This is a genomic window from Dyadobacter sp. AC419, assembly GCF_979253085.1.
The window spans coordinates 169,282-194,390 of record NZ_CEEDCD010000022.1 but is presented as its reverse complement, the minus strand read 5'-3'; the positions used below and the strand labels follow the sequence as shown (position 1 = coordinate 194,390).

The 25,109-nt window shown below is 44.4% G+C and carries 25 protein-coding genes and 1 pseudogene; 14 read left to right on the top strand and 12 right to left on the bottom strand.

Features of this window, described 5'->3' with window-relative positions; genetic code table 11:
* The first annotated feature begins 151 nt into the window (after window positions 1-151).
* The 5 genes from AC0IYG_RS19720 (at window position 152) to AC0IYG_RS19700 (ending at window position 4,273) form a co-directional block, all read left to right on the top strand.
* Complete coding sequence (locus tag AC0IYG_RS19720; protein ID WP_471712797.1) at window positions 152-685, top strand: YceI family protein; 534 nt, start codon at window positions 152-154, stop codon at window positions 683-685.
* A gap of 141 nt (window positions 686-826) precedes the next feature.
* Window positions 827-2,179 carry a neutral/alkaline non-lysosomal ceramidase N-terminal domain-containing protein gene (locus AC0IYG_RS19715; protein ID WP_471712796.1) on the top strand — a complete coding sequence of 451 codons (1,353 nt, stop codon included), beginning with the start codon at window positions 827-829 and terminating at the stop codon, window positions 2,177-2,179.
* 60 nt (window positions 2,180-2,239) lie between these two features.
* On the top strand, window positions 2,240-3,277 hold the full coding sequence (locus AC0IYG_RS19710) for a Gfo/Idh/MocA family protein (protein ID WP_471712795.1): 1,038 nt from the start codon (window positions 2,240-2,242) through the stop codon (window positions 3,275-3,277).
* Between the two features lie 19 nt (window positions 3,278-3,296).
* Window positions 3,297-3,854, top strand: a complete 558-nt coding sequence (locus AC0IYG_RS19705; RefSeq protein ID WP_471712794.1) for an acyl-CoA thioesterase — start codon at window positions 3,297-3,299, stop codon at window positions 3,852-3,854.
* Window positions 3,855-3,859: 5 nt separating this feature from the next.
* Complete coding sequence (locus AC0IYG_RS19700; RefSeq protein ID WP_471712793.1) at window positions 3,860-4,273, top strand: DUF2141 domain-containing protein; 414 nt, start codon at window positions 3,860-3,862, stop codon at window positions 4,271-4,273.
* On the opposite strand, the gene AC0IYG_RS19695 is transcribed toward AC0IYG_RS19700, so the two are convergent.
* Entirely contained in the window at window positions 4,270-5,829 is a 1,560-nt protein-coding gene (locus AC0IYG_RS19695) for a helicase HerA-like domain-containing protein (RefSeq protein WP_471712792.1), read from the bottom strand. The two genes, AC0IYG_RS19700 and AC0IYG_RS19695, sit on opposite strands and share 4 nt — an antisense overlap.
* Window positions 5,830-6,049: 220 nt before the next feature.
* Between AC0IYG_RS19695 and AC0IYG_RS19690 the strand changes: the two genes are divergently transcribed.
* From AC0IYG_RS19690 to AC0IYG_RS19675, 4 genes are all read left to right on the top strand, one after another.
* Window positions 6,050-7,090, top strand: coding sequence for an alpha-E domain-containing protein (locus AC0IYG_RS19690; RefSeq protein ID WP_471712791.1), 1,041 nt, complete (start codon window positions 6,050-6,052; stop codon window positions 7,088-7,090).
* 21 nt (window positions 7,091-7,111) lie between these two features.
* The gene (locus tag AC0IYG_RS19685) at window positions 7,112-7,960 is read left to right on the top strand and encodes a transglutaminase family protein (protein ID WP_471712790.1); all 849 of its coding nucleotides are present in this window, start codon (window positions 7,112-7,114) and stop codon (window positions 7,958-7,960) included.
* A gap of 102 nt (window positions 7,961-8,062) precedes the next feature.
* Window positions 8,063-9,475, top strand: a complete 1,413-nt coding sequence (gene glmM, locus AC0IYG_RS19680; protein ID WP_471712789.1) for a phosphoglucosamine mutase — start codon at window positions 8,063-8,065, stop codon at window positions 9,473-9,475.
* Entirely contained in the window at window positions 9,472-10,620 is a 1,149-nt protein-coding gene (locus tag AC0IYG_RS19675) for a cysteine desulfurase family protein (RefSeq protein ID WP_471712788.1), read from the top strand. The genes glmM and AC0IYG_RS19675 overlap by 4 nt, the downstream gene beginning before the upstream one ends.
* A 16-nt stretch (window positions 10,621-10,636) precedes the next feature.
* Here the strand turns inward: AC0IYG_RS19675 and hemH are convergent, their stop codons facing one another.
* From hemH to AC0IYG_RS19625, 10 genes are all read right to left on the bottom strand, one after another.
* Complete coding sequence (gene hemH / locus AC0IYG_RS19670; RefSeq protein ID WP_471712886.1) at window positions 10,637-11,698, bottom strand: ferrochelatase; 1,062 nt, start codon at window positions 11,696-11,698, stop codon at window positions 10,637-10,639.
* A 14-nt stretch (window positions 11,699-11,712) separates the two neighbouring features.
* Window positions 11,713-12,660, bottom strand: a complete 948-nt coding sequence (locus AC0IYG_RS19665; RefSeq protein WP_471712787.1) for an N-acetylornithine carbamoyltransferase — start codon at window positions 12,658-12,660, stop codon at window positions 11,713-11,715.
* A 27-nt stretch (window positions 12,661-12,687) separates the two neighbouring features.
* Window positions 12,688-13,821 (bottom strand): aspartate aminotransferase family protein, encoded by a 1,134-nt coding sequence (locus tag AC0IYG_RS19660; RefSeq protein ID WP_471712786.1) that lies wholly within the window; start codon window positions 13,819-13,821, stop codon window positions 12,688-12,690.
* A 15-nt stretch (window positions 13,822-13,836) separates the two neighbouring features.
* On the bottom strand, window positions 13,837-14,208 hold the full coding sequence (locus AC0IYG_RS19655; RefSeq protein WP_233795197.1) for a type II toxin-antitoxin system VapC family toxin: 372 nt from the start codon (window positions 14,206-14,208) through the stop codon (window positions 13,837-13,839).
* Window positions 14,202-14,429: a hypothetical protein gene (locus AC0IYG_RS19650; RefSeq protein WP_471712785.1), complete on the bottom strand. Its 228-nt coding sequence runs from the start codon at window positions 14,427-14,429 to the stop codon at window positions 14,202-14,204. The genes AC0IYG_RS19655 and AC0IYG_RS19650 overlap by 7 nt, the downstream gene beginning before the upstream one ends.
* A gap of 33 nt (window positions 14,430-14,462) precedes the next feature.
* On the bottom strand, window positions 14,463-15,446 hold the full coding sequence (gene argC, locus AC0IYG_RS19645; protein ID WP_471712784.1) for an N-acetyl-gamma-glutamyl-phosphate reductase: 984 nt from the start codon (window positions 15,444-15,446) through the stop codon (window positions 14,463-14,465).
* Complete coding sequence (vapC, locus tag AC0IYG_RS19640; protein ID WP_471712783.1) at window positions 15,443-15,847, bottom strand: type II toxin-antitoxin system tRNA(fMet)-specific endonuclease VapC; 405 nt, start codon at window positions 15,845-15,847, stop codon at window positions 15,443-15,445. Before vapC ends, argC begins: the two co-directional genes overlap by 4 nt.
* On the bottom strand, window positions 15,844-16,080 hold the full coding sequence (locus tag AC0IYG_RS19635; RefSeq protein ID WP_471712782.1) for a DUF2281 domain-containing protein: 237 nt from the start codon (window positions 16,078-16,080) through the stop codon (window positions 15,844-15,846). Before AC0IYG_RS19635 ends, vapC begins: the two co-directional genes overlap by 4 nt.
* A gap of 25 nt (window positions 16,081-16,105) precedes the next feature.
* The gene (locus tag AC0IYG_RS19630; RefSeq protein ID WP_471712781.1) at window positions 16,106-17,308 is read right to left on the bottom strand and encodes an argininosuccinate synthase; all 1,203 of its coding nucleotides are present in this window, start codon (window positions 17,306-17,308) and stop codon (window positions 16,106-16,108) included.
* Between the two features lie 137 nt (window positions 17,309-17,445).
* Complete coding sequence (locus AC0IYG_RS19625; RefSeq protein ID WP_471712780.1) at window positions 17,446-18,174, bottom strand: GNAT family N-acetyltransferase; 729 nt, start codon at window positions 18,172-18,174, stop codon at window positions 17,446-17,448.
* A 369-nt stretch (window positions 18,175-18,543) separates the two neighbouring features.
* Here AC0IYG_RS19625 and aat point away from each other — a divergent pair, with 369 nt between their 5' ends.
* The 5 genes and pseudogenes from aat (at window position 18,544) to AC0IYG_RS19600 (ending at window position 23,497) form a co-directional block, all read left to right on the top strand.
* The gene (gene aat / locus AC0IYG_RS19620; RefSeq protein WP_471712779.1) at window positions 18,544-19,155 is read left to right on the top strand and encodes a leucyl/phenylalanyl-tRNA--protein transferase; all 612 of its coding nucleotides are present in this window, start codon (window positions 18,544-18,546) and stop codon (window positions 19,153-19,155) included.
* Between the two features lie 113 nt (window positions 19,156-19,268).
* Complete coding sequence (gene proB, locus AC0IYG_RS19615) at window positions 19,269-20,300, top strand: glutamate 5-kinase (RefSeq protein ID WP_471712778.1); 1,032 nt, start codon at window positions 19,269-19,271, stop codon at window positions 20,298-20,300.
* Window positions 20,300-21,550, top strand: coding sequence for a glutamate-5-semialdehyde dehydrogenase (locus AC0IYG_RS19610; RefSeq protein ID WP_471712777.1), 1,251 nt, complete (start codon window positions 20,300-20,302; stop codon window positions 21,548-21,550). Before proB ends, AC0IYG_RS19610 begins: the two co-directional genes overlap by 1 nt.
* Window positions 21,544-22,630 (top strand): annotated as a pseudogene (locus AC0IYG_RS19605) (M20 family metallo-hydrolase). Before AC0IYG_RS19610 ends, AC0IYG_RS19605 begins: the two are co-directional and overlap by 7 nt.
* 39 nt (window positions 22,631-22,669) lie before the next feature.
* Complete coding sequence (locus AC0IYG_RS19600) at window positions 22,670-23,497, top strand: enoyl-CoA hydratase/isomerase family protein (RefSeq protein ID WP_471712776.1); 828 nt, start codon at window positions 22,670-22,672, stop codon at window positions 23,495-23,497.
* 26 nt (window positions 23,498-23,523) lie between these two features.
* On the opposite strand, the gene AC0IYG_RS19595 is transcribed toward AC0IYG_RS19600, so the two are convergent.
* Window positions 23,524-25,086: an Rne/Rng family ribonuclease gene (locus AC0IYG_RS19595; protein ID WP_471712775.1), complete on the bottom strand. Its 1,563-nt coding sequence runs from the start codon at window positions 25,084-25,086 to the stop codon at window positions 23,524-23,526.
* Between the last annotated feature and the right edge of the window lie 23 nt (window positions 25,087-25,109).

Here is a 25,109-nt window from a genome sequence, read left to right as displayed (position 1 = left end):
CGAGTTAGTTAAAAATTACGTGCCATTATTTTGGTCAAAACATACAATAGCCTCTGAATTAAAACATTTTAATGGACGTTTGTAATGCAAGAATATTAATTTTAGGGCCACCGGAACGGCCACTTTTTGCAGAATCTAAAATATATCGCCTATGTCAGTTACAAAATGGATCGTAGACCCAGCCCATTCAGAAGTGCAGTTTAAAATCAAACATTTGGTTATATCAACGATCACAGGTTCGTTCAATAATTTTGAAGGAGGCGCAACCTCTGATCTGAATAACTTCGAGAATGCGGAGATTCACTTCTCTCTGGACGTAAATAGTATTGATACAAACATAGAAGTGCGAGATGCGCATTTGCGGTCTGCTGACTTCTTTGATGCCGAACAATTTCCGCATATCACCTTCCAATCCAATTATTTTCATAAAGTAAAAGGTGATAATTACAAACTTTCGGGTTTGCTGACATTAAAAGGCATTACCAAACCCATCGAGCTCGATGCGGAATACGGCGGAAGCGAGCGCGACGCACAGGGAAATGTCCGAATTGGTTTTGAAGTGGAAGGCAGGATCAGCCGACAGGAATTCGGCCTCAATTATATGCAATTGACCGATTCAGGCGGTTTGGTGATTGGCGAAGACGTGAAGCTGATCGCGAACATTCAATTGGTTAAGCAGTCTTGAACATATTAATTTCCATCCGGTTTTCCGGTTTAAAGCCCGACAGCAGCCATGAATGGAGCGTCGGGCTTTTTATAATGAGGATAAAACCGAGGTTTGTTCCTTTGCATGTTAGCATTATCACCTCCCATAAAGTTAGTTTTAATGAGATTTCTTCGAATATTCCTGCGTACAATCGGAGCCATTTTGCTGCTTCTGGTGCTTGTAATCGCTACAATGATCACCACCATGGACAAGACGCCTTATAAGCAAATGCCTTATTACGCGCAATGGAAAAAGTTGATCAGCACGGTTAAAAAAGAGACTTCCGGGGCACCAGCACAGTTGCAGGCAGGCTGGTCAAAAGTGAATATTACACCCGCATCTCCCACTCCGACAGCCGGTTATGGAAAGCGAAAGGGGAAATTATACACGGCCGTGCATGACTCCGTTTATGTACGCGCATTGGTGATTGACAATGGCGTTACCAAAGCGGCGATCGTCGCTTGCGACCTGCTTATTGTCCCCCCTACGGTTATCAAATTGCTTCAATCGCGGCTTACAGAAAAGGAAATTCCTTTTGATCAGGTTTATTTCGGCGCTACACATAGCCATAACAGTGTGGGCGGTTGGGGGACTGGCATTTCTTCTTTGTTTTTTTCGGGAAAATATAATCCTGAAACTGTAGAAAACATTGCTGATGCCATTTTTCAGGCAATTGTCCAGGCAAAAGCCAAGCTCGAACCTGTGGAAATGACTTACATGGAATCCATTGACAGCGTTGATATCCGCAACCGGCTGGTAGGCGAGGAGGGGAGCATTGATCCCGAGATCCGATCTGCCGCATTTGTCACAAGAACCGGGCATAAGGCCATTTTGAGCTCCTATGCGGCACATTCAACCATTCTGAATTCGTCGAACATTGTTTTGTCACGAGATTATCCGGGCATTTTGGTGGATTCTTTGGAAAAAGGAAGATATGACTTTGCCATGTATATGGCTGGCGCAGTGGGCAGCATGGGTCCTATCGAGAAAGGTTCTGATGATTTTGATGAGTTAAAAAACCAGGCATACGGCGTGCAGCGTGCATTGCTTTCCGATTCAGCAGTGAAAGAAGTTTCGAAAGGCGCCATGTTGCAGGCCATCACCATTCCGTTGCCGTTGCGCGAGCCCACGCCGCGGCTGACCATGAACATTAACCTGCGCCCATGGGCGTTTAAAAAGGCTTTCGGCGACTATCCTGTTTTTGTAAAAGCATTAAGGATCGGCAATATGCTGATGGTGGGCATGCCGTGCGATTTTTCGGGCGAACTTGTAGCCGGACTGGATGCTTATGCCAAAACAAAAGGGCTCAACTTGCTGGTAACCAGCTTTAACGGCGGCTACATTGGCTACATTACGCACGACAAGCATTTTGACAGAGACCTGTATGAAACCAAAACAATGAGCTGGTATGGCCCCTACAACGGCGCTTATTTACAGGAAGTGATCAAAGACATTATTGATAAATTATCCTAAACAACCGAAAATATGAAAACACTGCTGCTTGTATTAATTGGCTTTTTAAGCATACAAACTATGGCACAAAAACCTGTTCGTGTGGCAGTTGCCGGCCTTACCCACGGTCACGTCGGCTGGATTTTCAATCGTTCGGATAAGAAGGATATCGAGCTGGTTGGAATTTATGAAACAAATCCCTCGCTCGTCGCTGAGTTTTCCAGCAGATATAAGCTCGACAAAAAGCTGTTTTTCTCGGATTTGAACAAAATGCTTGACGAGGCGAAGCCAGAAGCCGTTTCCGCTTTTGGGGCAATAAATGAACATATCGTGATCGTGCGTGCATGTGCGCCCAGGAAAATCCACGTTATGGTGGAAAAGCCTCTGGCTACAACTTTTGCCGATGCGAAGGAAATTCAAAAGTTGGCAGAACAGAATGGCGTTCAAGTGCTTACGAATTACGAAACCTCCTGGTATGCGAGCAATCAGTATGTGCGCGACCTCGTGGAGAAAGGCAAGCTTGGTGAAATCAGGAAAGTAATGGTTAACGACGGGCATCAGGGCCCGAAAGAGATTGGCGTGAGTAAGGAATTCCTTGAAATTCTGAATGATCCTGTAAAGAATGGAGCGGGCGCTTTGGTCGATTTTGGTTGCTATGGAGCTAACCTGATGACGTGGTTGCTGAAAGGCGAGCGCCCACTTTCTGTAACAGCCGTTACGCACCAGAATAAGCCCGATATTTACAAAGAAGTGGATGATGAAGCGTCCATAATTTTGCAATATCCCAAAGCACAATGCATCATTCAAGGCTCCTGGAACTGGTCGTTTGCCAGAAAAGACATGGAAGTGTTCGGTAATAAAGGTTATGCTGTTGCGGTAAATCCAACCGTTGTAAGGCAGCGGCTTGACGAAAAAACACCCGAAGAAACGATCAAATTAGACCCTCGTCCGGCACCATTTACAGATCCGTTCTCAGTTTTGGCTGATGTAATTCAAGGCCGTTTGAAATTGGAAAAAAATGATCTTTACGGATTGCCCGTCAATGTTACGGTCGTGGAAATATTGGAAACGGCCAAAGCATCTGCGAAATCAGGTAAAACCATTTTTTTGAAACAATAAGCAATCATTCTATTTACTCATGGAACCGCGCTCCGTTAAATTTTCCCAAACCACCCTCACCGAATTAATGATCCCGTCCTACGCCAATTTCGGTGGGAAAATTCACGGAGGCATCCTGTTATCATTAATTGATAAAGTCGCTTATGCTTGTGCAGCACGGCACGCCGGAACATATTGCGTGACGGTTTCGGTCGATGGCGTGGATTTTTTAGCGCCCGTGGAAGTTGGAGATCTTGTGTCGCTGCATGCGTCGGTCAATTATGTGGGCCGCACGTCACTGGTGATCGGGATAAGGGTGATAGCAGAAAATGTCCGGAATGGTTCACAGCGGCATACGAACACTTCTTACGTGACAATGGTCGCGAAAGGAGACGATGACAAGCCGACTGTGGTTCCGGAGCTCTTATTGGAAAGTGAAGATGATGCAAGAAGGTTTTTAGAAGCGATCAAGCGTCGGGAGCTGAAAGAAAATTACCGCGATGCTTTTGATAATGCTAAAACGAAGCTTGACGTGGTCGACAATTTGCACAAGTTATCACAACAACGATGCGTTATAGGATGGGAAACTGAAAAATAGGGAATATGTATGCATTGATATTGGGCGCTCTGATGCTATGGAACGCAGAGCCGGCGATGACGCTGGAAGTGGAGTTTACAAATGTAAAAAAGGCCAAAGGGAAGCTTTGGATTGCAGTTTACAAGCCTGGTGAAAAGTTTGGCGGGAAAGAAAAGCCGTCCATTACTAAAATCATTGAAGTAAAAGCAGCCGCACCTCAAAATGTGCAGTTCGATCTCGCTCCGGGTCGCTATGCCCTGGCTGTTTACCACGATTTGAATAATAACGATGAGCTAGACAAGAATTTCATCGGAATTCCAAAGGAGCCATATGGTTTCAGCAAGAATTTCCGGCCAAAGTTTTCTGCCCCGACATTCGATGATTGTGCTTTTGAGCTCAACGATGCGGGACAGAAAATCAGTGTGAAGCTGACGGACTAAAATCCGAACAAGCCGCCGCCGGTTTTTTTTCTTGTAGTGGATGTTTTTTTACCAAAAAGCATCCCAAAAACGCCCCTGACCACTTCGCGGCCAATCTGCTTGGCGAGCGGAGAAGCCAGCACTTCCGAGAACATGCCTTTTTCTTCTTTTCCCTTCTTCACTTCCGCCACTTCTTCCTGCGCTTTGGCTTCAACCTGCGCGTGCGCTTCCATGCGTTTGGTAAGAATTTCATAAGCACTTTCCGGATCCATCGGGTCCTTATATTTCATGTAAACATCCGATTGCCGCACGTGATTATCATAATCCGCCTGCACCATCGGGCCCATCACCGAATTGGGAGGAAGTAAATGCGTGGCCGCCACTTCCGTGGGAATTCCTTTTTCGTTCAAAACGGTGATTAATGCCTGTCCGATCCCTAAGGTGGTCAGGATTTGATCAATGGCGTAAAACTCTGATCTCGGGTAAGTCTTAACCGTCTGTTTCAAAGCATCTGCATCCTGAGGAGTGAATGCTCTCAGCACGTGCTGCACACGATTTCCCAATTGTGAAAGCACGGATACTGGCACGTCCTGAGCCATTTGTGTGCAAAAGAAAATCCCGACGCCTTTGGAACGGATCAGTCTGACAACCTGCTCAATCTGGTCCAGAAATGCCTTTGGCGCATCTTTGAAAAGCAAATGTGCTTCATCCAGGAAGAAAACGAGCTTAGGTTTATCCAGATCGCCGGCTTCCGGCAATTTTGTGTAAAGCTCAGCAAGCAGGCTAAGCATGAATGTGGAGAACAATGCAGGCTTATCCTGAACGTCTGAAATATTGAGCAGACTGATCACGCCCTGGCCGTCAACACGGTTGATGAGATCGGTAATGTCAAAAGATTTCTCACCGAAAATAGTCCCAACGCCCTGCTGCTCCAATGCAACGATTTTACGCAAAATTGTGCCCGCAGTCGAAGTTGAAATGCTGCCGTAATCGGCCTTTATTTCTGCTGCTCCCGGGCCTTCCGAAAGATAGTTAAGTACTTTTTTCAGGTCATTCAAATCCACCATTGGCAGATCTTTGTCGTCTGCGTATTTAAAAAGGATTGCTAAAACGCCAGATTGCGTATCATTTAATTCAAAAATTTTGGAAAGCAATATCGGCCCGAATTCAAGAATGGTCGCGCGCATCTGCGCGCCTTTTTGTCCGCTTAGCGAATAAAGTTCTACGGGATAACCTTTCGGTTCGAAAACGGTTCCAAGCGCCAATGAACGTTCCTGTAAGGCAGCATTGGTTTGTCCGGGCTGTGCAATGCCGGATAAATCGCCTTTGATATCAGACATAAAAACGGGGACACCGGCCGCAGAAAGTTGTTCAGCAAGCACTTGCAATGTACGCGTCTTGCCCGATCCGGTTGCGCCGGCCACCAGTCCGTGGCGGTTCATCATGCGCAATGGCAGATTAACTCTTGCTTCACCGATAATTTCACCATCCAATATTGCAGACCCTAAATGTATGACAGGCTTGTCCGTTTTATAAGATTTTTGAATGGCTGCTATAAATTGTTCTTTTTTTGACACAGGAATCAAGGGTTATAGTTTATGACGTGTTAATTTACAAAAATTAGTCATTTACAGCTTTTTTCAGCAACCCGGTGCCTGATTTGCGCTAATAACATTCTTTCGAGAACTTATATTACTTTTCGTAGGTGCTTGTATTTGCAAAATTTTATTAGGTATTTTGGTAAGATCGCTTAATAATTATTCTGATTAAACAATTTAAGGACAACACTTTCAATTTATGCTTAGTCGAGTTGCCAATTCAATTTACTGGATGAATCGTTACATAGAACGGGTAGAAAATTACGCCCGGTTTGTGGGAGTTAATTTTAATCTGGCATTGGATCTGCCGCCCGACGTGGACGAGCAATGGGAACCGCTTCTGATCGCGACCGCTGATCATTATTTGTTTTATAAATATTATGAAAAGCCGACGAAGGAAGACGTGATCCATTTCATGACTTTTGATAAACGGAACCCTAATTCGATCATTAGTTGTCTGTACGAAGCACGTGAAAATGCGCGGACGATCCGGGAAACGATTTCGAAGGAAATGTGGGAGAGTATCAATACATTTTACCTTTCCATTAAGAGCACTAATCCGGATAACTTCCGGAATATGGACCATATGCAGTCCTATTTCACCGAAATCCGTAAAAGCTGCCAGCTTTTTCACGGCGTAGTGGATGCTTCCATTACGCGGAATGAGGCGTGGCATTTTGGCCGGCTGGGAAGGCACATTGAGCGTGCAGATAAATGTTCGCGCTTTTTGGACGTGAAATATTTTACGCTGCTGCAAGATTCCGGACCTTCCGGTTCAACGCTCGATTTGATGTTGTGGACTGCGGTTTTGAAGTCTGTTAGCGCATATAATATGTACAGGCAGACGCATCGTGCGCTTACGCCCATGAACATTGTGGCGTTTCTAATCCTTGATAAACTGTTTCCAAGGTCGATTGCATATTGCGTAAGACAAGCTGAGCTTTCCCTTTACGCCATTGCGGGATCCATTCCGGAGCGCGGACACACCAATCCAGCCGAACGTGCATTGAGCAAGATTCGCACGGAACTCGAATTTACGGACGTGGAAGACGTCTTTAAAATGGGCTTGCATCAATATCTTGACAGATTCCAGACCTTAAATAATGAGGTGGATAATGCAATATTTGATATGTATTTTGGTTTAGAAACGGGGCAATCGCAAAGTCAGTCACAGGGACATTCCCAAAGTCAGTCGCAGAGCCAGTCATCAGGGCAATTCAAAAGCCAGTGGATGAATTAAGCATTTAAATGCAAAATCTCCATGAAGCTTAAAGTGCGGCATTCGCTCGATTATCAGTATAACTCGCCGGTTAGACTTGAAACGCATACATTATATCTGTATCCCAGGTCATATCCGCATCAGCGACTGCTTGATTATAAGCTCACGATTGATCCGCAGCCTTCCAAAATTGTCAAAAATGTGGATGTAGAAGGCAATGTCCAGCATTTGATCTATTTCTATAATCAGCAATATCAGCGGCTTTTTGTAGAAGCGGAAATGTCGGTGAGCTCAGATCCAGTGAATGTGTTCGACTTTGTATTTTATCCGTTTGAAGCGAGCAAGATTCCTTTTTTGTACGACAATCGGATTTACAAATATCTCATTCCATATCTGGACAAAACCGATGCGACCAATCAGGTGGAACAGTTTGCCAGGAAATTGGCCGCGCATGTCAACTATGCTACGATTCCGTTTTTGGTCGAAATGAGTCAATATATCAGTAAAAACTTCGTTTATCAACACCGTGAATATGGCAATGCCTATCCGCCGGATGACACATTAAGAGACCGGAGTGGCTCGTGTCGCGAGTTTGCAAGGCTGTTTATCGGTGCATGCAGGAGCCTCGGAATAGCCGCTCGATTCGTAAGCGGTTACTTATATGGAAATCCGCAGCAGGCCCATGAATTGCATGCATGGGCTGAGGTTTTTCTTCCCGGCGCCGGTTGGAGAGGTTTTGATCCGACAGAGGGTAATGCGGTGATTAACAACCATATCAGCATGGGAACTTCTGCTGATTTTGATCAATTAGCGCCCGTAATGGGTTCGTTTCTGGGTTTTACAAGCTCGTTGCTAACCACCAATGTAGACATTCAGTTACTCGAAGCATAGCCGGACGCTAAGTCAAATGTTACTTTTGTTTCAAGAAAAATCGGACAGTAGAGAGGGAAATTTAGTATTTTTGCAACCAAACAAAAAGAGGAATTCTAGATCGTGACGTTAATTAAATCTATCTCAGGAATCAGAGGTATTGTGGGTGGGAAATCGGGAGAGGCGCTGACTCCAATTGATGTTGTCAAATTTGCAGCGGCATACGGAACTTGGTTGAGGCGGACAAATCCACAAAATTTAAAAGTAATTATTGGCAGGGATGCACGTCTTTCGGGTGAGATGGTAAGTCGCCTTGTGGCCGGAACATTGCAGGGAGTAGGACTTCACGTAACAGATCTTGGACTTTCCACTACACCCACTGTTGAGATAGCCGTTACAGCTGAAAATGCAGCAGGTGGGATCATTCTCACGGCCAGCCATAACCCGATTCAATGGAACGCCCTGAAATTGCTGAATCACAATGGGGAATTTATTTCGGAAGCGGAAGGCGCAGAAGTGCTGAGAATCGCAGATGAAGAGGATTTCGTTTTTGTTGATGTTAAAAAACTGGGGAGCTACGTTGCAGATGATTCATATTTACAAAAGCATATAGATCAAGTCCTTGCATTGCCATTGGTGGATGTGGAGGCTATTACAAATGCGAATTTCAGGATTGTTGTAGATGCGGTTAATTCTACGGGCGGAATCGTCGTTCCAATGTTACTTGAAGCATTAGGCGTTTCCACTAAAAATATAAAGAAATTGAACTGCGAGCCTACGGGCAATTTCGCGCACAATCCCGAGCCGCTTCCTGAGCATTTGCGTGAAATCAGTAAAGCATTGAATGATGGCTCATTTAATTTAGGAATTGTTGTTGATCCGGATGTGGATCGTCTTGCGCTGATGTGCGAAGACGGAACGCCGTTCGGTGAGGAATATACATTGGTTGCCGTTGCGGATTATGTGTTGAAAAACACGCCTGGGAACACAGTTTCCAATCTTTCGTCCACAGCTGCATTGCGCGACGTGACGGTTAAGGCCGGCGGAAAATATTTTGCATCCGCTGTCGGCGAAGTCAATGTCGTTAATATGATGAAAGAAAATCAGGCGGTAATTGGCGGTGAAGGCAATGGCGGGGTTATTTATCCTGAAAGCCATTACGGACGCGACGCTTTGGTTGGAATCGCATTGTTTTTAACACATTTGGCGAAATTTGGCAAAACAGCTTCTGTGCTGCGCCGCTCATATCCAGGTTATTATATTTCAAAAAATAAGATTGAGCTGACGCCGGATATTAATGTTGATAACATTCTAAGCCGCATTCAGACAAGATATTCCAAACAGCCTTTGAACACCATTGACGGCGTGCGGATTGAGTTTGACAGGGAATGGGTGCATTTGCGCAAATCGAATACAGAACCGATTATCCGTATTTATTCTGAATCAGAAACGCAGACTACAGCAATCAATCTGGCGAATAAGATTATTTCGGACATTAAGGAAATCATCTCTGAGCCAAAAAACAGGCAACAATGAAAGTTTATTTGGACAACGCCGCGACTACGCGTCTTGATCCGGAAGTGTTGGAAGTGATGTTGCCGCTTATGACCGAGCAATTTGGTAACCCTTCTTCCATACATTCGTACGGCCGGGCAGTCCGGTCGTCCATCGAAAGAGCAAGAAAAACAATCGCCGGAATCCTGAATGCCGCTCCTGCTGAAATATTCTTCACATCCGGCGGCACCGAAGCTGATAATACAGCCATCAGATCAAGCATCGAAACACTTGGTCTAAAACACGCCATCACTTCCCGCATCGAGCATCACGCAGTTTTGCACACGCTCGAACATCTTCAAAAGTCGGGTCACATTCAGTTGAGTTTTGTTAATCTCAATGAAAAAGGCGAAGTTGATCTCGAACATTTAGAAGTTTTATTGCAGTCCAATTCACGCTCACTGGTTTCATTAATGCACGGCAACAATGAGATCGGGAATTTGCTGGATCTGGAAGCAGTAGGCGACATTTGCGAAAAATATAATGCCGTTTTTCATAGTGACACCGTGCAAACGATGGGTCACTATAAACATGATCTGCAAAAGCTGAAAACCAACTTCATCGTAGGCGCGGCGCACAAATTCAATGGTCCGAAAGGTGTTGGATTCCTTTATATGCGTCCGGGAATTAAAATCGCACCCTTCGTACACGGAGGCGCGCAAGAACGTAACATGCGTGGCGGAACGGAAAATATCTATGGAATTGTAGGCTTAGCCAAAGCATTGGAAATTGCTTACCGCGACATGGACGCACATCGCACTCACATCGAAGGCCTGAAATTACGCATGATCGACAGATTGACGAGCAGCATTGAAGGCATCACATTTAATGGAAATTCAGCTGATTTAGACAAAAGCCTTTACACAGTTTTGAATGTAAGCTTGCCGCCCTCGGATATTAGCGATATGTTGCTGTTTAACCTGGATATCGCCGGCATAGCAGTCTCGGGAGGAAGTGCCTGTGCAAGTGGAACGGAGATCGGCTCACACGTCTTAAATGAGCTTAAAATCGATGAGAACCGGGCGAATGTTCGTTTTTCTTTTGGAAAATATAATACGGAAGAAGACATTGACTACGCCGCCCACACCCTGGCGGAATTGTATAAAAAGGAAAGTGTGATCTTATAAAAGCAAAAAGCGGTTGTTAAACCGCTTTTTTTATAATGTCTTCCAACGTCTCAATCCAGATTTCACTGTCGTTCAAACTTTCGACCAACTGCCAGTGAACGCCGCCTTCTTTTTCAAAGATCTCTTTATATTCTTCACCAACTTCAATTTCTGTTTCCAAACAATCGGCAACGAATGCAGGAGAAAACGCCAACACACTTTTCACGCCTTTTTTGGTCAATTCCGGAATTACTTCATCCGTGTAAGGCTTAATCCAAGGATTTTTTCCTAATCTTGATTGAAAGCAAGTTGTGTAAGTGCCTTCTTTTAAACCCAATCCTTTTACCAGTAAACGCGTCGTTTCGAAACATTGAGCGCGATAGCAATGCTGGTTTCGGGCATCTAAATGATCACAGCAAGAGCCAAATTTGCAGAAATTTCCGGTAACATCGCCTTTTGTGATCTGCCGCTCAGGAAGTCCGTGGTAACTGAACACAACATGGTCATAATGCTGTTGCGCCATGTATTTTTTACCAAGATTTACAAAACCTTCGATGAATTTGGGATGGTCCAGAAAGCGGTTAATGAATTTGATTTCAGGCAAAACTTCCCAATCCTGCACGACACGCATCACTTCTTTATAAACAGAACCTGTTGACGCAGAGGCGTATTGCGGGAAAAACGGAACGACGATGATTTCTGAAAGCGTTTGTTTTCTCAGTTCTTTCAATCCATTTTCAATGCTCGGACTTTGGTAACGCATGGCAAGTTCAACAACATAATCATCGCCCAGCACACGCTGCAATTTTTCTTTGACTGAATAACCGTAAATCTTCAAAGGTGATCCGTCAGGTCTCCAAAGTTGCTTGTAAATCTTCGCCGATTTAGGCGCTCTGAATGGTGCAATGATGAGGTTAATCAGCATCCAGCGGTTCAGATAGGGGATATCGATCACACGCTCGTCCATCAGAAACTCACGCAGATATTTGCGCACATCCGGAACAGACGGACTGTCCGGTGTTCCCAGGTTCACAATGAGAACGCCCGTTTTACGAACTGAAAGTTGTTGAAATATGTGGCTGAGCCAGCGTTTCCGTATTCATTCTTTTTTGTTCAAATATTTAGCAAAACCTCACGCAATGCTGCCTGCGCAGACCATTCACGATTGGCAGCCTGTTCAATTACAAGTGATCTCGGCCCATCCAAAACCTCGTCTGCCACTTTCATATTCCGGCGTAACGGCAGGCAATGCATGAATTTACCATTATCGGTCAAAGACATTTTCGCTTCCGTGATCATCCAGGAAGGATCGCTCGTCAAAACCTGTCCATAATGCTGGTAAGACGACCAGTTCTTTCCATAAACAAAATCCGCGCCTTCCAAAGCCTTATCCTGATCATAAATGACCTGACCTTTTCCAACAAATTCAGGCGCAAGATCGTAACCCTCAGGATGCGTGATAACAAGCTCCACATCCATCGGATTCATCCATTCGCAAAAGGAATTTGCAACGGCCTGCGGCAATGCTTTGAAATGCGGTAACCACGTCAAAACGACCTTGGGGCGCTGTTTTATCTTAAATTCTTCAATTGTAATGCAATCTGCAAGTGACTGCAACGGGTGCCTTGTAGCAGATTCCAGATTAATGATCGGAACCTCAGCGTATTTTTTGAATTGCTGAAAAACGATTTCCGCATAATCCTTCTCCCGATCCTGCAAACCCGCAAATGACCGGATTCCGATAATGTCGCAATAACTGCCGATAACAGCCGCCGCTTCCTTTACGTGCTCGGCTTTGTCACCATTCATGATCACGCCTTCTTCCATTTCCAAACCCCATCCATCCTGGCCAACATTCATCGTAATCACATTAAGACCAAGATTTTGCGCTGCTTTTTGCGTGCTGATCCTTGTTCTCAAACTTGAATTGAAAAATAGCAGCCCGATGGTTTTATTTTTACCCAACTCAATGTCGGCAAATGGGTTACGCTTGGCGGCGATGCCATTTGAAATCAGCTGATTCAGGTCGCTTACGTCGTTAATGGAAAGAAAGTGTTTCATTCAGGTTGGTAATTTCTGCGGCGTTTATTAAATGGTAACGGACGTCTCTTTTTTCAATACTTCCAAAAATTGATCCGCCTCTTCTTTGCCCAAAGTAAGTGAAGGCAGCAAACGAATGGTGTTCGCACCCGCCACTCCAGTGAACATTTTATAATCAAATAAAAGTTTGTTCCGAAGGTCCTTAACCGGAAAATCATATTCAATTCCGATCATTAACCCACGGCCTCTCAACTCTTTATATCCGCCAATTTCTTCGATTCCTTTTAACAAGTAATCACCGGTTTCGGCAGCATTGTCAAGTAAATTTTCATCCTTCATGATATCCAGCACCGCAACGCCAGCCGCACAAGCCAGATGATTTCCACCAAAAGTGGTTCCTAACATTCCGTAACTGGCTTTGAATTTCGGCGAGATCAGTATTCCACCGATCGGGAAACCATTGCCCATTCCTTTGGCCATTGACATGATGTCCGGATCGATGCCGCTAAACTGGTGCGAAAAGAATTTTCCCGTCCGTCCGTAACCACATTGCACGCTATCCAAAATTAGCATCGCGCCGGTTTCATCACATTTGCGTCTTAATGTCTGCAAGAATTTATCCGAGCTAACATTAATCCCGCCAACACCCTGAATGCCCTCAACAATCACCGCGCAAACTTCATCAGTAATGCCCTTTTCCGCAGCCTGCACATCATTAAACGGCAGGAATGTTACATGTTCTTTATAGTTAACCGGCGCAACGATAGAAGCATTATCTGTCGCCGCTACCGCCCCAGCCGTCCGGCCGTGGAAGGATTTGGTAAAGGAAATAACCTTTTTGCGACCATTATGAAACGAAGCCAGTTTCAGAGCATTCTCATTCGCCTCAGCGCCCGAGTTGCATAAGAACAGCTTATAATCCGGATAACCCGAAAGTGCTCCCAGCTTTTCCGCAAGCTCTTCCTGCAAAGAGATTTTCACTGAATTGGAATAAAAACTAATCGCATTCAGCTGCTTCGTGAGCATATCCACATAATAAGGATGGCAATGCCCGACAGAAATCACCGCATGCCCGCCATAAAGGTCGAGATACTTGGTCCCATTCTGGTCCCACAAATAACTTCCCTGAGCCTTGACAGGCTCTATATCGTAGATGGGGTAAACATCGAATAAGTGTGACATTATAAATATAGTTTATCAGGCAAGTTCAAGATTTTCAATCCGTTGAAAATGTCCCTGGTTCAATGTTTTGATTGGTAATTGAAATGTTAGCGCCGTTGCCGCTATGAAAATATCCCGAAATTCGATCAGCGAGTTCCGCCTTCGCAGGTTATGATAAATCTCAGCTGCTTTTAACGAAACCTCTTCATTGAAAGGCAAAATAGGCAACCCATTTAATAGCGTTTCGACATCCGTCTTTTTCTGATTGTCTGTGGCGCCCATCATTAGCTCATAAACTGTCACAGCCGATACAAAGATCGAAATGTCATTTGGTAGAGACGCTAAGATTGTTCTGGACTTGTCTGGTTTCCGTAAATGCTCGATGAATATGCCTGTATCGATTACCATTGTGGGGCTTTCCAATTATCCATGCCTTTTATATTTTCTTCCAATGCTGTAATGTCACCTTCGCTCCAAGTTGACACATTCAGAATTTTTTCTTTCCAAATCGCAAGATCTCCATCAGTCTTCTTTGCTTTTTGCTGCAGCAAAAGTCCATCGGCGTATGCCAACAGCTGTTTTTGCCGCGAATCGCTGAGTTGATTGAATGTTTGCATCAAATCGTTCATGTCAATGGAATTTACGATTACAAAAGAATAATGTTAAAACGCCGGCGCTTTCAATCTCAACCCCACATCTTCTGGCAAGTCGAAGAGCAAATTCATATTCTGAACTGCTTGTCCAGAAGCGCCTTTTGTGAGGTTATCGATAATGCTGCTTATCAGTAACTGTCCGTCATGCACTTCAAGATTGATGAAGCATTTGTTGGTGTTTACAACTTGTTTCAAATCAATCGGAGCGTCGCTTACGTGCGTGAATGGGTGGGAGGCGTAGAAGCTTTTGTAAAGGCTTTTGGCTTCTTCTAATGTTCCTTCAAATGCGGTGTAAACATTCGCCATAATGCCGCGTGTGTAATCGCCACGATAAGGGACAAAGTTGATTGCATTGCCAAAACCAGCCTGTAATTTGCCCAGACTCATCTTGATCTCGGTCAAATGTTGGTGCGTAAAAGCTTTGTAGATCGAGATATTATTGCTTCTCCAGCTAAAATGCGTCGTTGCACTTAATGCCTGACCTGCGCCTGTGCTGCCCGTAACCGCGCTCACGTGAATGTCGTCCTTAATCAATCCAGCCTCAGCCAATGGCAAAATCGCGAGTTCAATACTTGTAGCAAAGCAACCGGGATTTGCAACCTTAGTTGCTGTCTTAATCTTTTCGCGTTGCAACTCTGGCAATCCATAAACGAAGCCATTTGACTCATCACGGAAATCGGTGCTCAAATCAATAATCTTGACAGATTCTGGAAGATTGTACTCATTCAGAAACTTCTGAGACTCACCGTGACCGGAGCAAAGAAAAATAGCATTCAGACCTTCCTGTTCCAAAAGCGTCTGAATCTCATCTCCCGAAAAAGCCAATTCCGTATCTCCAAGCAAATCAGTATGCGTTGCATAAACCGGCTTCCCAGCCTGACTTTTACTATGCGCGAAAGCAATGGTGACATTCGGATGATTGAGCAATATTCTGATCAATTCTCCTCCTGTATAACCCGCCGCGCCTATTATTCCTATGTTAATGTTGCTCATTCCGTAACCCAATTTTCAATTCTCAAATTTTCAACCCGCTCGAATTCCCTAACATTGTTTGTAACCAAGACTAAGTCCTGACTAAGCGCGTGGGCTGCAATCAATAAATCATTTGCTCCGATGACTGTTCCCTTTTCTTCCAAATTTGCCCTGATCAAAGCATATTGTTCAGCTGCCGACGTATCAAAGTCTAGAATCGTAAAAGGCGCCAAAAAATTTTCCAGGGCAGCTTTATTTCGTTCTTTATGCTGACTTTTTGCAACTCCATACCAAAGCTCAGCCACTACAATTGAGGAAATGCTTATCTCATCCCACGACACTGTCGATAGTTTGTCAAAAACCTCGGCAGGCTTTCTTTTGATGATGTAAGCAACAATGTTAGTGTCCAGCAGATATTTCATTCAAACAGATTTTCGTTCTTGTCAAGCGGTGGCTGAATGCGTTTTTCCATAAAATCTGCGGAAAAATTAGAGATGTTCTGCCACCAGTTTTCCAAGTCTTCTATTTTTGAATACGGCTTTCTCTTGCGTTTTTCTAAAATGAATTCCATATAGTCGTAAACCTCTTGAAGTAAATCCAAGGGTAATTCCTGCGCTTTTCGCTGAATTTGACTTTGTAATTCTATTTTAGTCATAACACAATGATTGGGTATGCACTAGTTAAATTCCTGCTGACTCACTCACCTTCTGATATATCATCACCTGGTTGGAAGCCACTTTTGAAAATCCTCTTACGTCGTCGCCGGTCCAGGCGTTGTTCATTTCACCGTAGCTGCCAAATTTCGATGACATCAAGTCAAATGGTGATTCAATTCCTTCCACGTGGAAGCGGTAAGGTGCGAGGTGAACGTGCACTTTTCCAGTTACATGCGCTTGTGTATCTGTAAGGAACGTCTCAATGTTACGCATCACCGGCTCTACAAACTGACCTTTGTGCAGCAAGCTGCCATACCAGTTAGAAAGTTGTTCTTTCCAATAAAGCTGCTGCTCGCTCAACACGTGTTTTTCCAAAGTATGATGCGCCTTAATGATGATCAAAGGAGCCGCAGCTTCAAAACCAACACGGCCTTTAATCCCAATAATCGTATCACCGACATGAATGTCACGACCAATTCCGAAAGGCTGTGCAATGGCAGCTAATTTTTGAATAGCCTGAACCGGATTTTCAAAACTTTCGCCCGCAACACCTTTCAGTTCACCTTCCAAAAATTCAAGCGTGATTGTCTCAGGCTCCGTTTTGGTGATTTGCGTTGGCCAGGCCGATTCAGGAAGATATTGATCAGAGGTTAATGTCTCTTTTCCACCAACCGAAGTGCCCCAAAGGCCTTTGTTAATGCTATATGCAGCCTTGGCCCATTCGCGGCCAACACCTTTATTTGTTAAATATTCAATTTCTGCCTCACGCGAAAGTTTCAGGTCGCGGATCGGTGTAATGATCTCAGCCTCAGGAATGATAATGCGAAAAGCCATGTCAAAACGAACCTGGTCATTTCCTGCACCTGTGCTGCCATGCGCAATCGCATTAGCCCCAATTTCCTTTGCATATTCCGCAACGGCAACAGCTTGAAAAACTCGCTCTGCGCTTACAGAAAGTGGATAAGTGTTGTTTTTAAGGATATTACCGAAAATCAGATATTTGATACAATCATTATAGTAATCACTTGTCTTGGTGATCGTTGCATGCTGTTTCACACCCAAAGCATACGCATTGGCCTCAATTGTTTTCAGTTCTTCATCCAAAAAACCGCCTGTATCAACCAAAACCGAATGGACTTCGTAACCTTTGTCTTCGGCTAAATATTTTACACAAAAAGAGGTGTCTAATCCACCGCTGAACGCTAATACTACTTTGGGTTGTGACATTATATTAAAATCTGATTCTGACTAAATGCTTAAATTGGAGTACAAAAGTAACAAAAAAATACCTCGCTTCGGGCCAAAAAACGGCTGCCGGGCGAGGTATTTAAGAGATATATAAATCTGTAAATAAAGGCTGTACTTTAATGTACGAGCAATGTGCCGGCGTTTTTCTTTTTAGCGCGTTCTTCCCTTCGCAACAAAATGCGTTGCTTAATGCGCATCCAGCGCTCGTACAAGCTCGATTCTTTCAGGAAATCCCAGGAATGTTTTTCTGGCTCCACACCAGCCGTAACTGCCACTTCTTCCTTCTTTTTATCCTCAGGATTGTACATCATTCCCGTGCATAAGCAGTGCTTTCTGCCAGTCCGGGTCAACACATCGTAATTAACACAGCTCGCACATCCTTTCCAGAAAGCATCATCAGCTGGTAACTCACTGAAAGTCACAGGCTCATAACCCAGATCGGAATTGATTTTCATCACTGGCAAACTGGTTGTGATGCCTATGATCTTTGCATCAGGATATTTTTGGCGCGATAATTCAAAAGCTTTCTGCTTTATAGCCTTCGCCATTCCGCTGTTACGGAAGTCAGGATGTACGATTAAGCCCGAATTCGCCACAAATTTGCCGTGTTCCCACGTTTCAATGTAACAAAAACCTACCCATTCGCCGGTGTCGGTGGTTGCGATGATCGCTTTCCCTTCCACCATTTTTTCCATTATATATACAGGAGAACGTTTGGCGATACCAGTACCACGCTTTTTAGCGCTCTCTTCCATCTCTGCGCAAATTGTATCCGCAAAGTGAAGATGATTTTCATTGGCAGTCTGAACTATAAACTTACTGCCTACTACTTCGGTATTTTTCATTGATGACGATGCTGACAAAAATGTTCGAAACAATAATTATTACACCCAGAGAAACGATGGGACGTTTTGAAAATTGGAAAAGTTGGTGGGTATAAAAGTTTTACCACGTAGGTAAAAAGAAATTATGCGGTCCGGGGGGACCTAAAGCGAAAAGGCGTAGTATGAAGAACAGTATGTATGCCGTTGTCGTTCATTGACTTGTGAATGCGTCTAATAGGGTGCAAATTTTGAAAAAAAAATTGTCACTCCAAAGAAACAGAAGATATATTTTTATGGTTCGGTTTACAGGGATTTTTTATTCGTTTCTTCGACCTCAATTTGTAATATTCCGGACTACTTAAACAGCGCTATAAACAAATAATGGCTTTCATGACAGAAATCAGCACAGACGACATTCTTAACGGATATATAAATGGGATATTTCCTATGGCGGAATCGGATGGCACCATTTACTGGTATTCGCCCAATCCAAGGGCCATTATCCCCATCGATACTTACAAACCGTCGAAGTCGCTACGGCCTGTTTTGAACAAAAAATATTTTGAAATAAAAGTCGATGCTGATTTTGAAGGCGTAATGCGCGGTTGTTCGGGCCCGAGAGCAAAAGAATCGGGAACATGGATTTCGGAAGAAATCATTGCTTCATATACAGCATTGCACGAGCTTGGATACGCACACAGCGTTGAAACTTATCGGTCGGATAAGTTGGTGGGTGGTTTGTATGGCGTATCAATTAATGGCGTTTTCTTCGGGGAATCAATGTTTTCGCTCGAAAGCAATGCTTCGAAAGTTGCTTTTCATTATTTGATACAAATTTTGAAACTCAATCGGTTTGTGCTGCTGGACACGCAGTTTATCAACGACAATGTGCTCCGTTACGGGGCGATAGAAATTCCGCGGGAAGATTATCTGGATCGTTTGCAGACTGCTTTGAAACTAAAAAGGCGCTTCAATGGCAATGTTCTTGACGATATCCTTTAAGCATTGGTTTCTGACCGGCGGCTTATCAAACGCAATAATTTTCTATTTTTAGCCTCAAATTATAAACCCACGAACCGGCAATCCGTTTGCCCCCTTTTTCAAGCCAATTCAAAGTGTCAAAACCAATACTCGTAATAAAGTTCGGGACCGCTTCCATCACCCTTCCCTCCGGTGAACCTGACATCAGGATCATTTCAGAAATAGCGCGGCAGGTCTCGGCAATCCATTCGCAATATCGGATTATCATTGTTTCTTCCGGGGCAGTTGGCGCCGGGAAAGCTTATATTCAGGATTATAAGGGCACGATGACGCAGCGGAAAGCAGCTGCATCGGTTGGAAACCCACTTTTGGTAGGTTTATATGCGACTCATTTTGCACCTAATAAAATTTACATTGCGCAAAGTCTTTGCGAAAGACAGCATTTCGCGAATCGCAACAAGTTTCTTCAGTTGAAGGAAACGTTCGAGGAATTGTGGGAAAACAACATTATTCCCATCGTGAATGAGAACGACGTTGTGAGTGACCGTGAATTGAAATTTTCGGATAATGATGAGCTGGCAACATTGCTCGCGGTTGGGTTTGGCGCCGAATCATTAATGTTCGGCACCTCGGTTGGGGGCTTGCTGGACGAGCAGGGCAACATTCTGAGGAACATATCGAATGTGAACGAGGTTTTTAAATTCGTAAGGACAGATAAATCATTCCTCGGTTTAGGCGGAATGGCTTCCAAGCTGACATTTGCAAAATTGGCTGCAAGAATGGCGATTAAGGTCGTTATTTTTGGCATGAAGCAGGAAAACGAGTTGCTCGAAGCATTAGCAGGAAACGCAGGAACCCTCATTAATCCCGGAAAAAGCACACTTTCAGCCCGAAACAGGTGGTTAGGGAGCGGCGGATTGGTTTCGGGAAGTTTGCAGATTGATGAAGGCGCATCCAAAGCATTGTTGAAAAGAAAAAGCCTGCTGGCAGTGGGCGTGGTGGAAGTTACCGGCGATTTTGAGGCTGGTGAGATCATAGAAATATATTCTCCTTCCGAGGAAATGATCGCGGTGGCACGTGCGAGGGAAACTTCGGCTACGATCCGTGCAAATATGAAAACAGTGAATTTTGAAGTGGCACATGCCAACGACATCGTACTATTATAATGGAATCCATTTTACCTCTTTTAGAACAAACGCAGAAGGCGGCCGCCGCTGTCCGGAATTTGTCCGGTCAGCAGCGTTCAGACCTTTTGCTGAGCCTTGCAGATAAGGTTTTGGCCAATGTTGCCAACATTATCACCGAGAACAAGAAAGACCTTGATGTAATGGATGACGCCGATCCTAAAAAGGATCGTTTGTTGCTCAATGAACAAAGGATTCAGGGTTTGGCACAAAGTCTCCGCGATGTTGCCGCATTGCCCGATCCGAGCGGTCAGGTGATCTTGGAACGCACCATTGAACAGGGTTTGTCATTGCGCAAAATTGCGGTTCCGCTCGGTGTTGTAGGCGTTATCTACGAATCCAGGCCGAATGTTACATTGGATGTGGCATCACTCTGTCTGCGTTCAGGAAATGCTTGTGTTTTGAAAGGCGGCAAGGAAGCTCATTTTTCCAATTTGTTTTTGGTTGGATTGATCCACAAAACACTGGCCGAATTTGACATTAATTCCGAAGCAGTAATGTTGTTGCCCACAGACCGGAAGTTTGTAAGCGAATTGCTCACTGCAACGCGATTTGTCGACATTATTATTCCGAGAGGATCCGAAAGTCTGATCAAATTTGTGCGTGAAAATTCGTTGGTGCCAACGATTGAAACTGGCGCTGGCGTTTGCCATACTTATGTTGAACAAACAGGAGATCTCGAAAAAGCAGCGGCCATTGTGGTAAATGCCAAGGTTTCCCGGCCGTCGGTTTGCAACTCTTTGGATACGATTCTGGTGGATAAGGAAGTTGCCGCCGAGCTTTTACCAAAACTAAAAGCAGATTTTATCAAATGGAATGTTGAGGTCTTTGCGGATGAAACGTCTCATGCAATCTTTGAACAAGACGGTTATCCCATGCTGCAACATGCTCAGCAAGAAGATTTTGGCAGAGAATTTTTAGATTATAAATGTTCGGTAAAAGTCGTTGATGGTTTGGACGAAGCTTTGGAACACATTCGGGCACATTCTTCACGACATTCCGAGGCAATCATTTCAAAAGACGAAGTCAAAATCGAGCGGTTTTTGCGAGAAGTGGATGCGGCGGCTGTTTATGCCAATGCATCAACGCGCTTTACCGACGGCGCTGTCTTTGCATTAGGCGCAGAAATTGGCATTTCAACTCAAAAACTGCACGCGCGTGGACCTTTCGCATTGGAAAAGCTCGTGACCGAAAAATGGATTGTTAAAGGTGACGGGCAAGTAAGATGGTAAGCGCATTGGAAAACATACAAACATTAACAAACGAGGCGATCGCGCTGCTGAAAAGCCTGATCGAAACACCTTCATTTAGCAAAGAAGAAGCGGGCACAGCGCAATTGATCGCCGACTTTTTTGAGTCTAAAAACATCCCTTACCAGCAGAAAAAGAACAATCTGTGGGCCTATAACCGCCATTTTGATAAGCATAAGCCAACATTGCTTTTTAACTCTCATCACGATACGGTTAAGCCAAACAAATCTTGGACGCTAGACCCGTTCAAGGCGATTGTGGAAGACGATAAGCTGTTCGGCCTAGGCAGTAATGATGCCGGTGGTTGCCTGGTTTCACTGATCGCTACATTCTGTTACTTTTTTGATAAAAAAGATCTGGCTTACAACATTGCAATCGCCACCACTGCCGAAGAAGAAATCTCAGGAAAAGAAGGGCTCGAAATCGTTGTCCCTGAATTGCCTGAAATCGCGTTCGCCGTTGTGGGCGAACCAACCGAAATGCATTTGGCGGTTGCTGAAAAAGGCTTGTTAGTCCTGGATTGCACGGCAAAAGGAAAATCCGGTCACGCTGCACGCGAGGAAGGTGATAATGCCATTTACAAAGCAGTAAAGGACATTAACTGGATTCAAGAATACAAATTCCCAAAGGTTTCACCCACATTAGGCCCTGTGAAAATGTCCGTGACCATCATTAATGCAGGAACGCAGCATAATGTCGTTCCCGACGCCTGCAACTTCACAATTGACGTTCGCGTAACGGATCAATACACTTTTAGAAGAAGTGATTGAAGTCATTCAAAGCAACATTCAATCGGAGGTTTCTGCAAGATCGATTCGTTTGCGGCCTTCGAGCATTCCTATGGACCATCCGATTGTGTTGGAAGGCTTGAAACTTGGAAGGGAAGCATACGGTTCGCCTACGACTTCTGACCAGGCATTACTCGATTGCCCATCGTTAAAAATGGGCCCGGGACATTCGGGACGCTCGCATAGTGCGGACGAATTTATTTATCTTCATGAGATCGAGGCGGGGATCAAGCAATATATAACGATGCTCCAAGGTGTCGTAAACAAGGCTTAACAAACATTCCGCTATTCCATAACGCTAACAAGCGCCTGTATGCGGTTTTATTCAGAAGAAGACGTCCAGCATTTCGATTCAGTGAAGTTTTTGTATATCAAAACTTCATTTGCCAATCACATATTCACCATCACGCTAAGCCGTCCTGAAAAGCGTAATGCATTCACGCCTGGTATGGCGGAGGAAATCATTTTCGCATTGGCGTATGCGCATTATCACAATGACGTGAGATGCCTGATAATCAATGCGGAAGGTTCCATTTTTTGCGCAGGTGCCGATCTGAATGCTTTCCATAACGTTTCCGCAGATATCAAGAATCCGACATTGCCGCCAATCAGCGAAGAGGCTAAGTTAGGAGATGCATTTAATGACGTTTGTAAGCCCATTATCGCACAAGTTGAAGGTTCGGTTTTGGCCGGCGGTTTCCTGATTATTTGTGGCTGCACATTCGTTTTTAGTGTAAATGATGCTTCTTTCGGCTTGCCGGAAGTTAAGCGTGGGATTTGGCCGATGCAGGTGATGGCCTCACTTAGTCAGATTGTCCCTGCGCGGAAGATGTTGGAAATGTGCATTATCGGCAAAAGCTATAATGCTGAGGAAGCACTTGAATTAGGCTTGGTAACCCACATTACAGAAGCCGAAAGCATTTCGCAGGAAGTTCAGGAAATGGCAATGCAAATTTGTGCAAATGCTCCTTATGCAATTCAACAGGGCATGAAAGCTTTTCAAAAGTTGAAACAAATGCCGGAAAGCGAAAAGCACAGTTTTCTCAAAGCAGAATTAGATGAAATTCTTGCTTCCGAAGACGCAAAAGAAGGCGTGCTGGCTTTTAAAGAAAAAAAAATCCCGAACTGGAAAGGGAAATGATGATAAATGCTGAGATATAAATCAGCTTAATTACCCGGAACAATCTCGATTTCCTCGCCGTAACGGTTGTGGAATTTGAAATCTACGACACCCAACGAAGTGTCTTTAATCAGCTTAACCCATGTTTTGTAATGGAAAAGCCATTTCACTTGTTCGGAAATTATCCCTTTTGTAAAATAAGAATGCAAGAATGGATGAAGTGAAATGGTAATTCCACGCTCATTTTGCTTGGTCAGAATGTAATCCAGGTTATTAGCAATTACATCAGAGACCAGAATGCTTGCCTGAATTGTGCCCGTTCCGCCGCAAGTAGGGCATGTTTCGCGGGTTACAATGTTCATTTCAGGTCTTACGCGCTGACGTGTAATTTGCAGCAGACCAAATTTCGAAAGCGGCAGAATGGTGTATTTCGAGCGGTCGCCTTTCATCTCGTCGCGCATCGTATCGAAAAGAACGCGTTTATTTTCCGCTTTCTTCATATCGATGAAATCGACGACGATAATGCCGCCCATATCGCGTAATCGCAACTGACGGGCGATTTCCTTCGCTGCTTCGAGGTTGACGCTCAACGCAGTCGCTTCCTGATCTTCTTCTGAATTCGACTTGTTACCGCTGTTGACGTCGATAACGTGCAGCGCCTCAGTATGTTCAATGATCAGATAACCACCATTGGGCAAACTTACAGAACGGCCGAATAATGACTTGATCTGCTTTTCAAGACCAAATTGTTCGAACAGCTTATTCTTGCCATTGTGCAGTTTCAGAATGTTCTCTTTATCTGGCGCAATGTTGTGAATGTAAGCCTTAATGTCGTCGTAAACTTCTTTGGAATCAACCGTAATGCTGTCGAATGACTCATTCAGCATGTCGCGGATGATGGAAGAAGCGCGGTTCATTTCACCTATGACGCGGTCGCGTCGTTTGGCATCACGAAGCATTTTTATGCCATTTTCCCACTTGTCAAGGCAATCCTGTAAGTCTTTGTTAAGCTCGTCCACATCCTTCCCGGTTGCAACGGTGCGGATAATTACACCGAAGTTGGCTGGCTTGATAGACGACATCAGACGTTGCAGACGATTCCGCTCTGCTTTGTCAGTGATCTTTTTAGAAAGGTTTACAGAATTTGAAAACGGAACCAGAACAATGTAACGTCCGGCAATGGAAATGTCGCAGGATAATCTGGGGCCTTTTGTAGAAATTGGCTCCTTAACGATCTGAACAAGGATCGGTTGATTTTTCGAAAGGACTTTATCAATCTTACCCAGCTTTTCAATTTCAGGCTCCATTTTGAAGTTGTTCAACTTCCCGGAAGTCTGACGCTTGGATATAACGTCCTTCGTTAATTTGTTTAGAGAATTGATATTTGGCCCAAGATCTAGATAATGCAGAAACGCATCTTTTTCAAAACCGACATCAACAAACGCGGCATTAAGCCCCGCTACCAGCTTTCTGACCGTACCAAGGTAAATGTCACCTACGGTAAAGCTTTGATCCGGTGTTTCGACGTGATATTCTAAAAGACGTTTATCCTGCAAAAGGGCTATACGTTCTCCCTTTTGAGTAGAATTGATTAGTAATTCGTTACTCAATGTTCAACCAACTAAATGGCTAT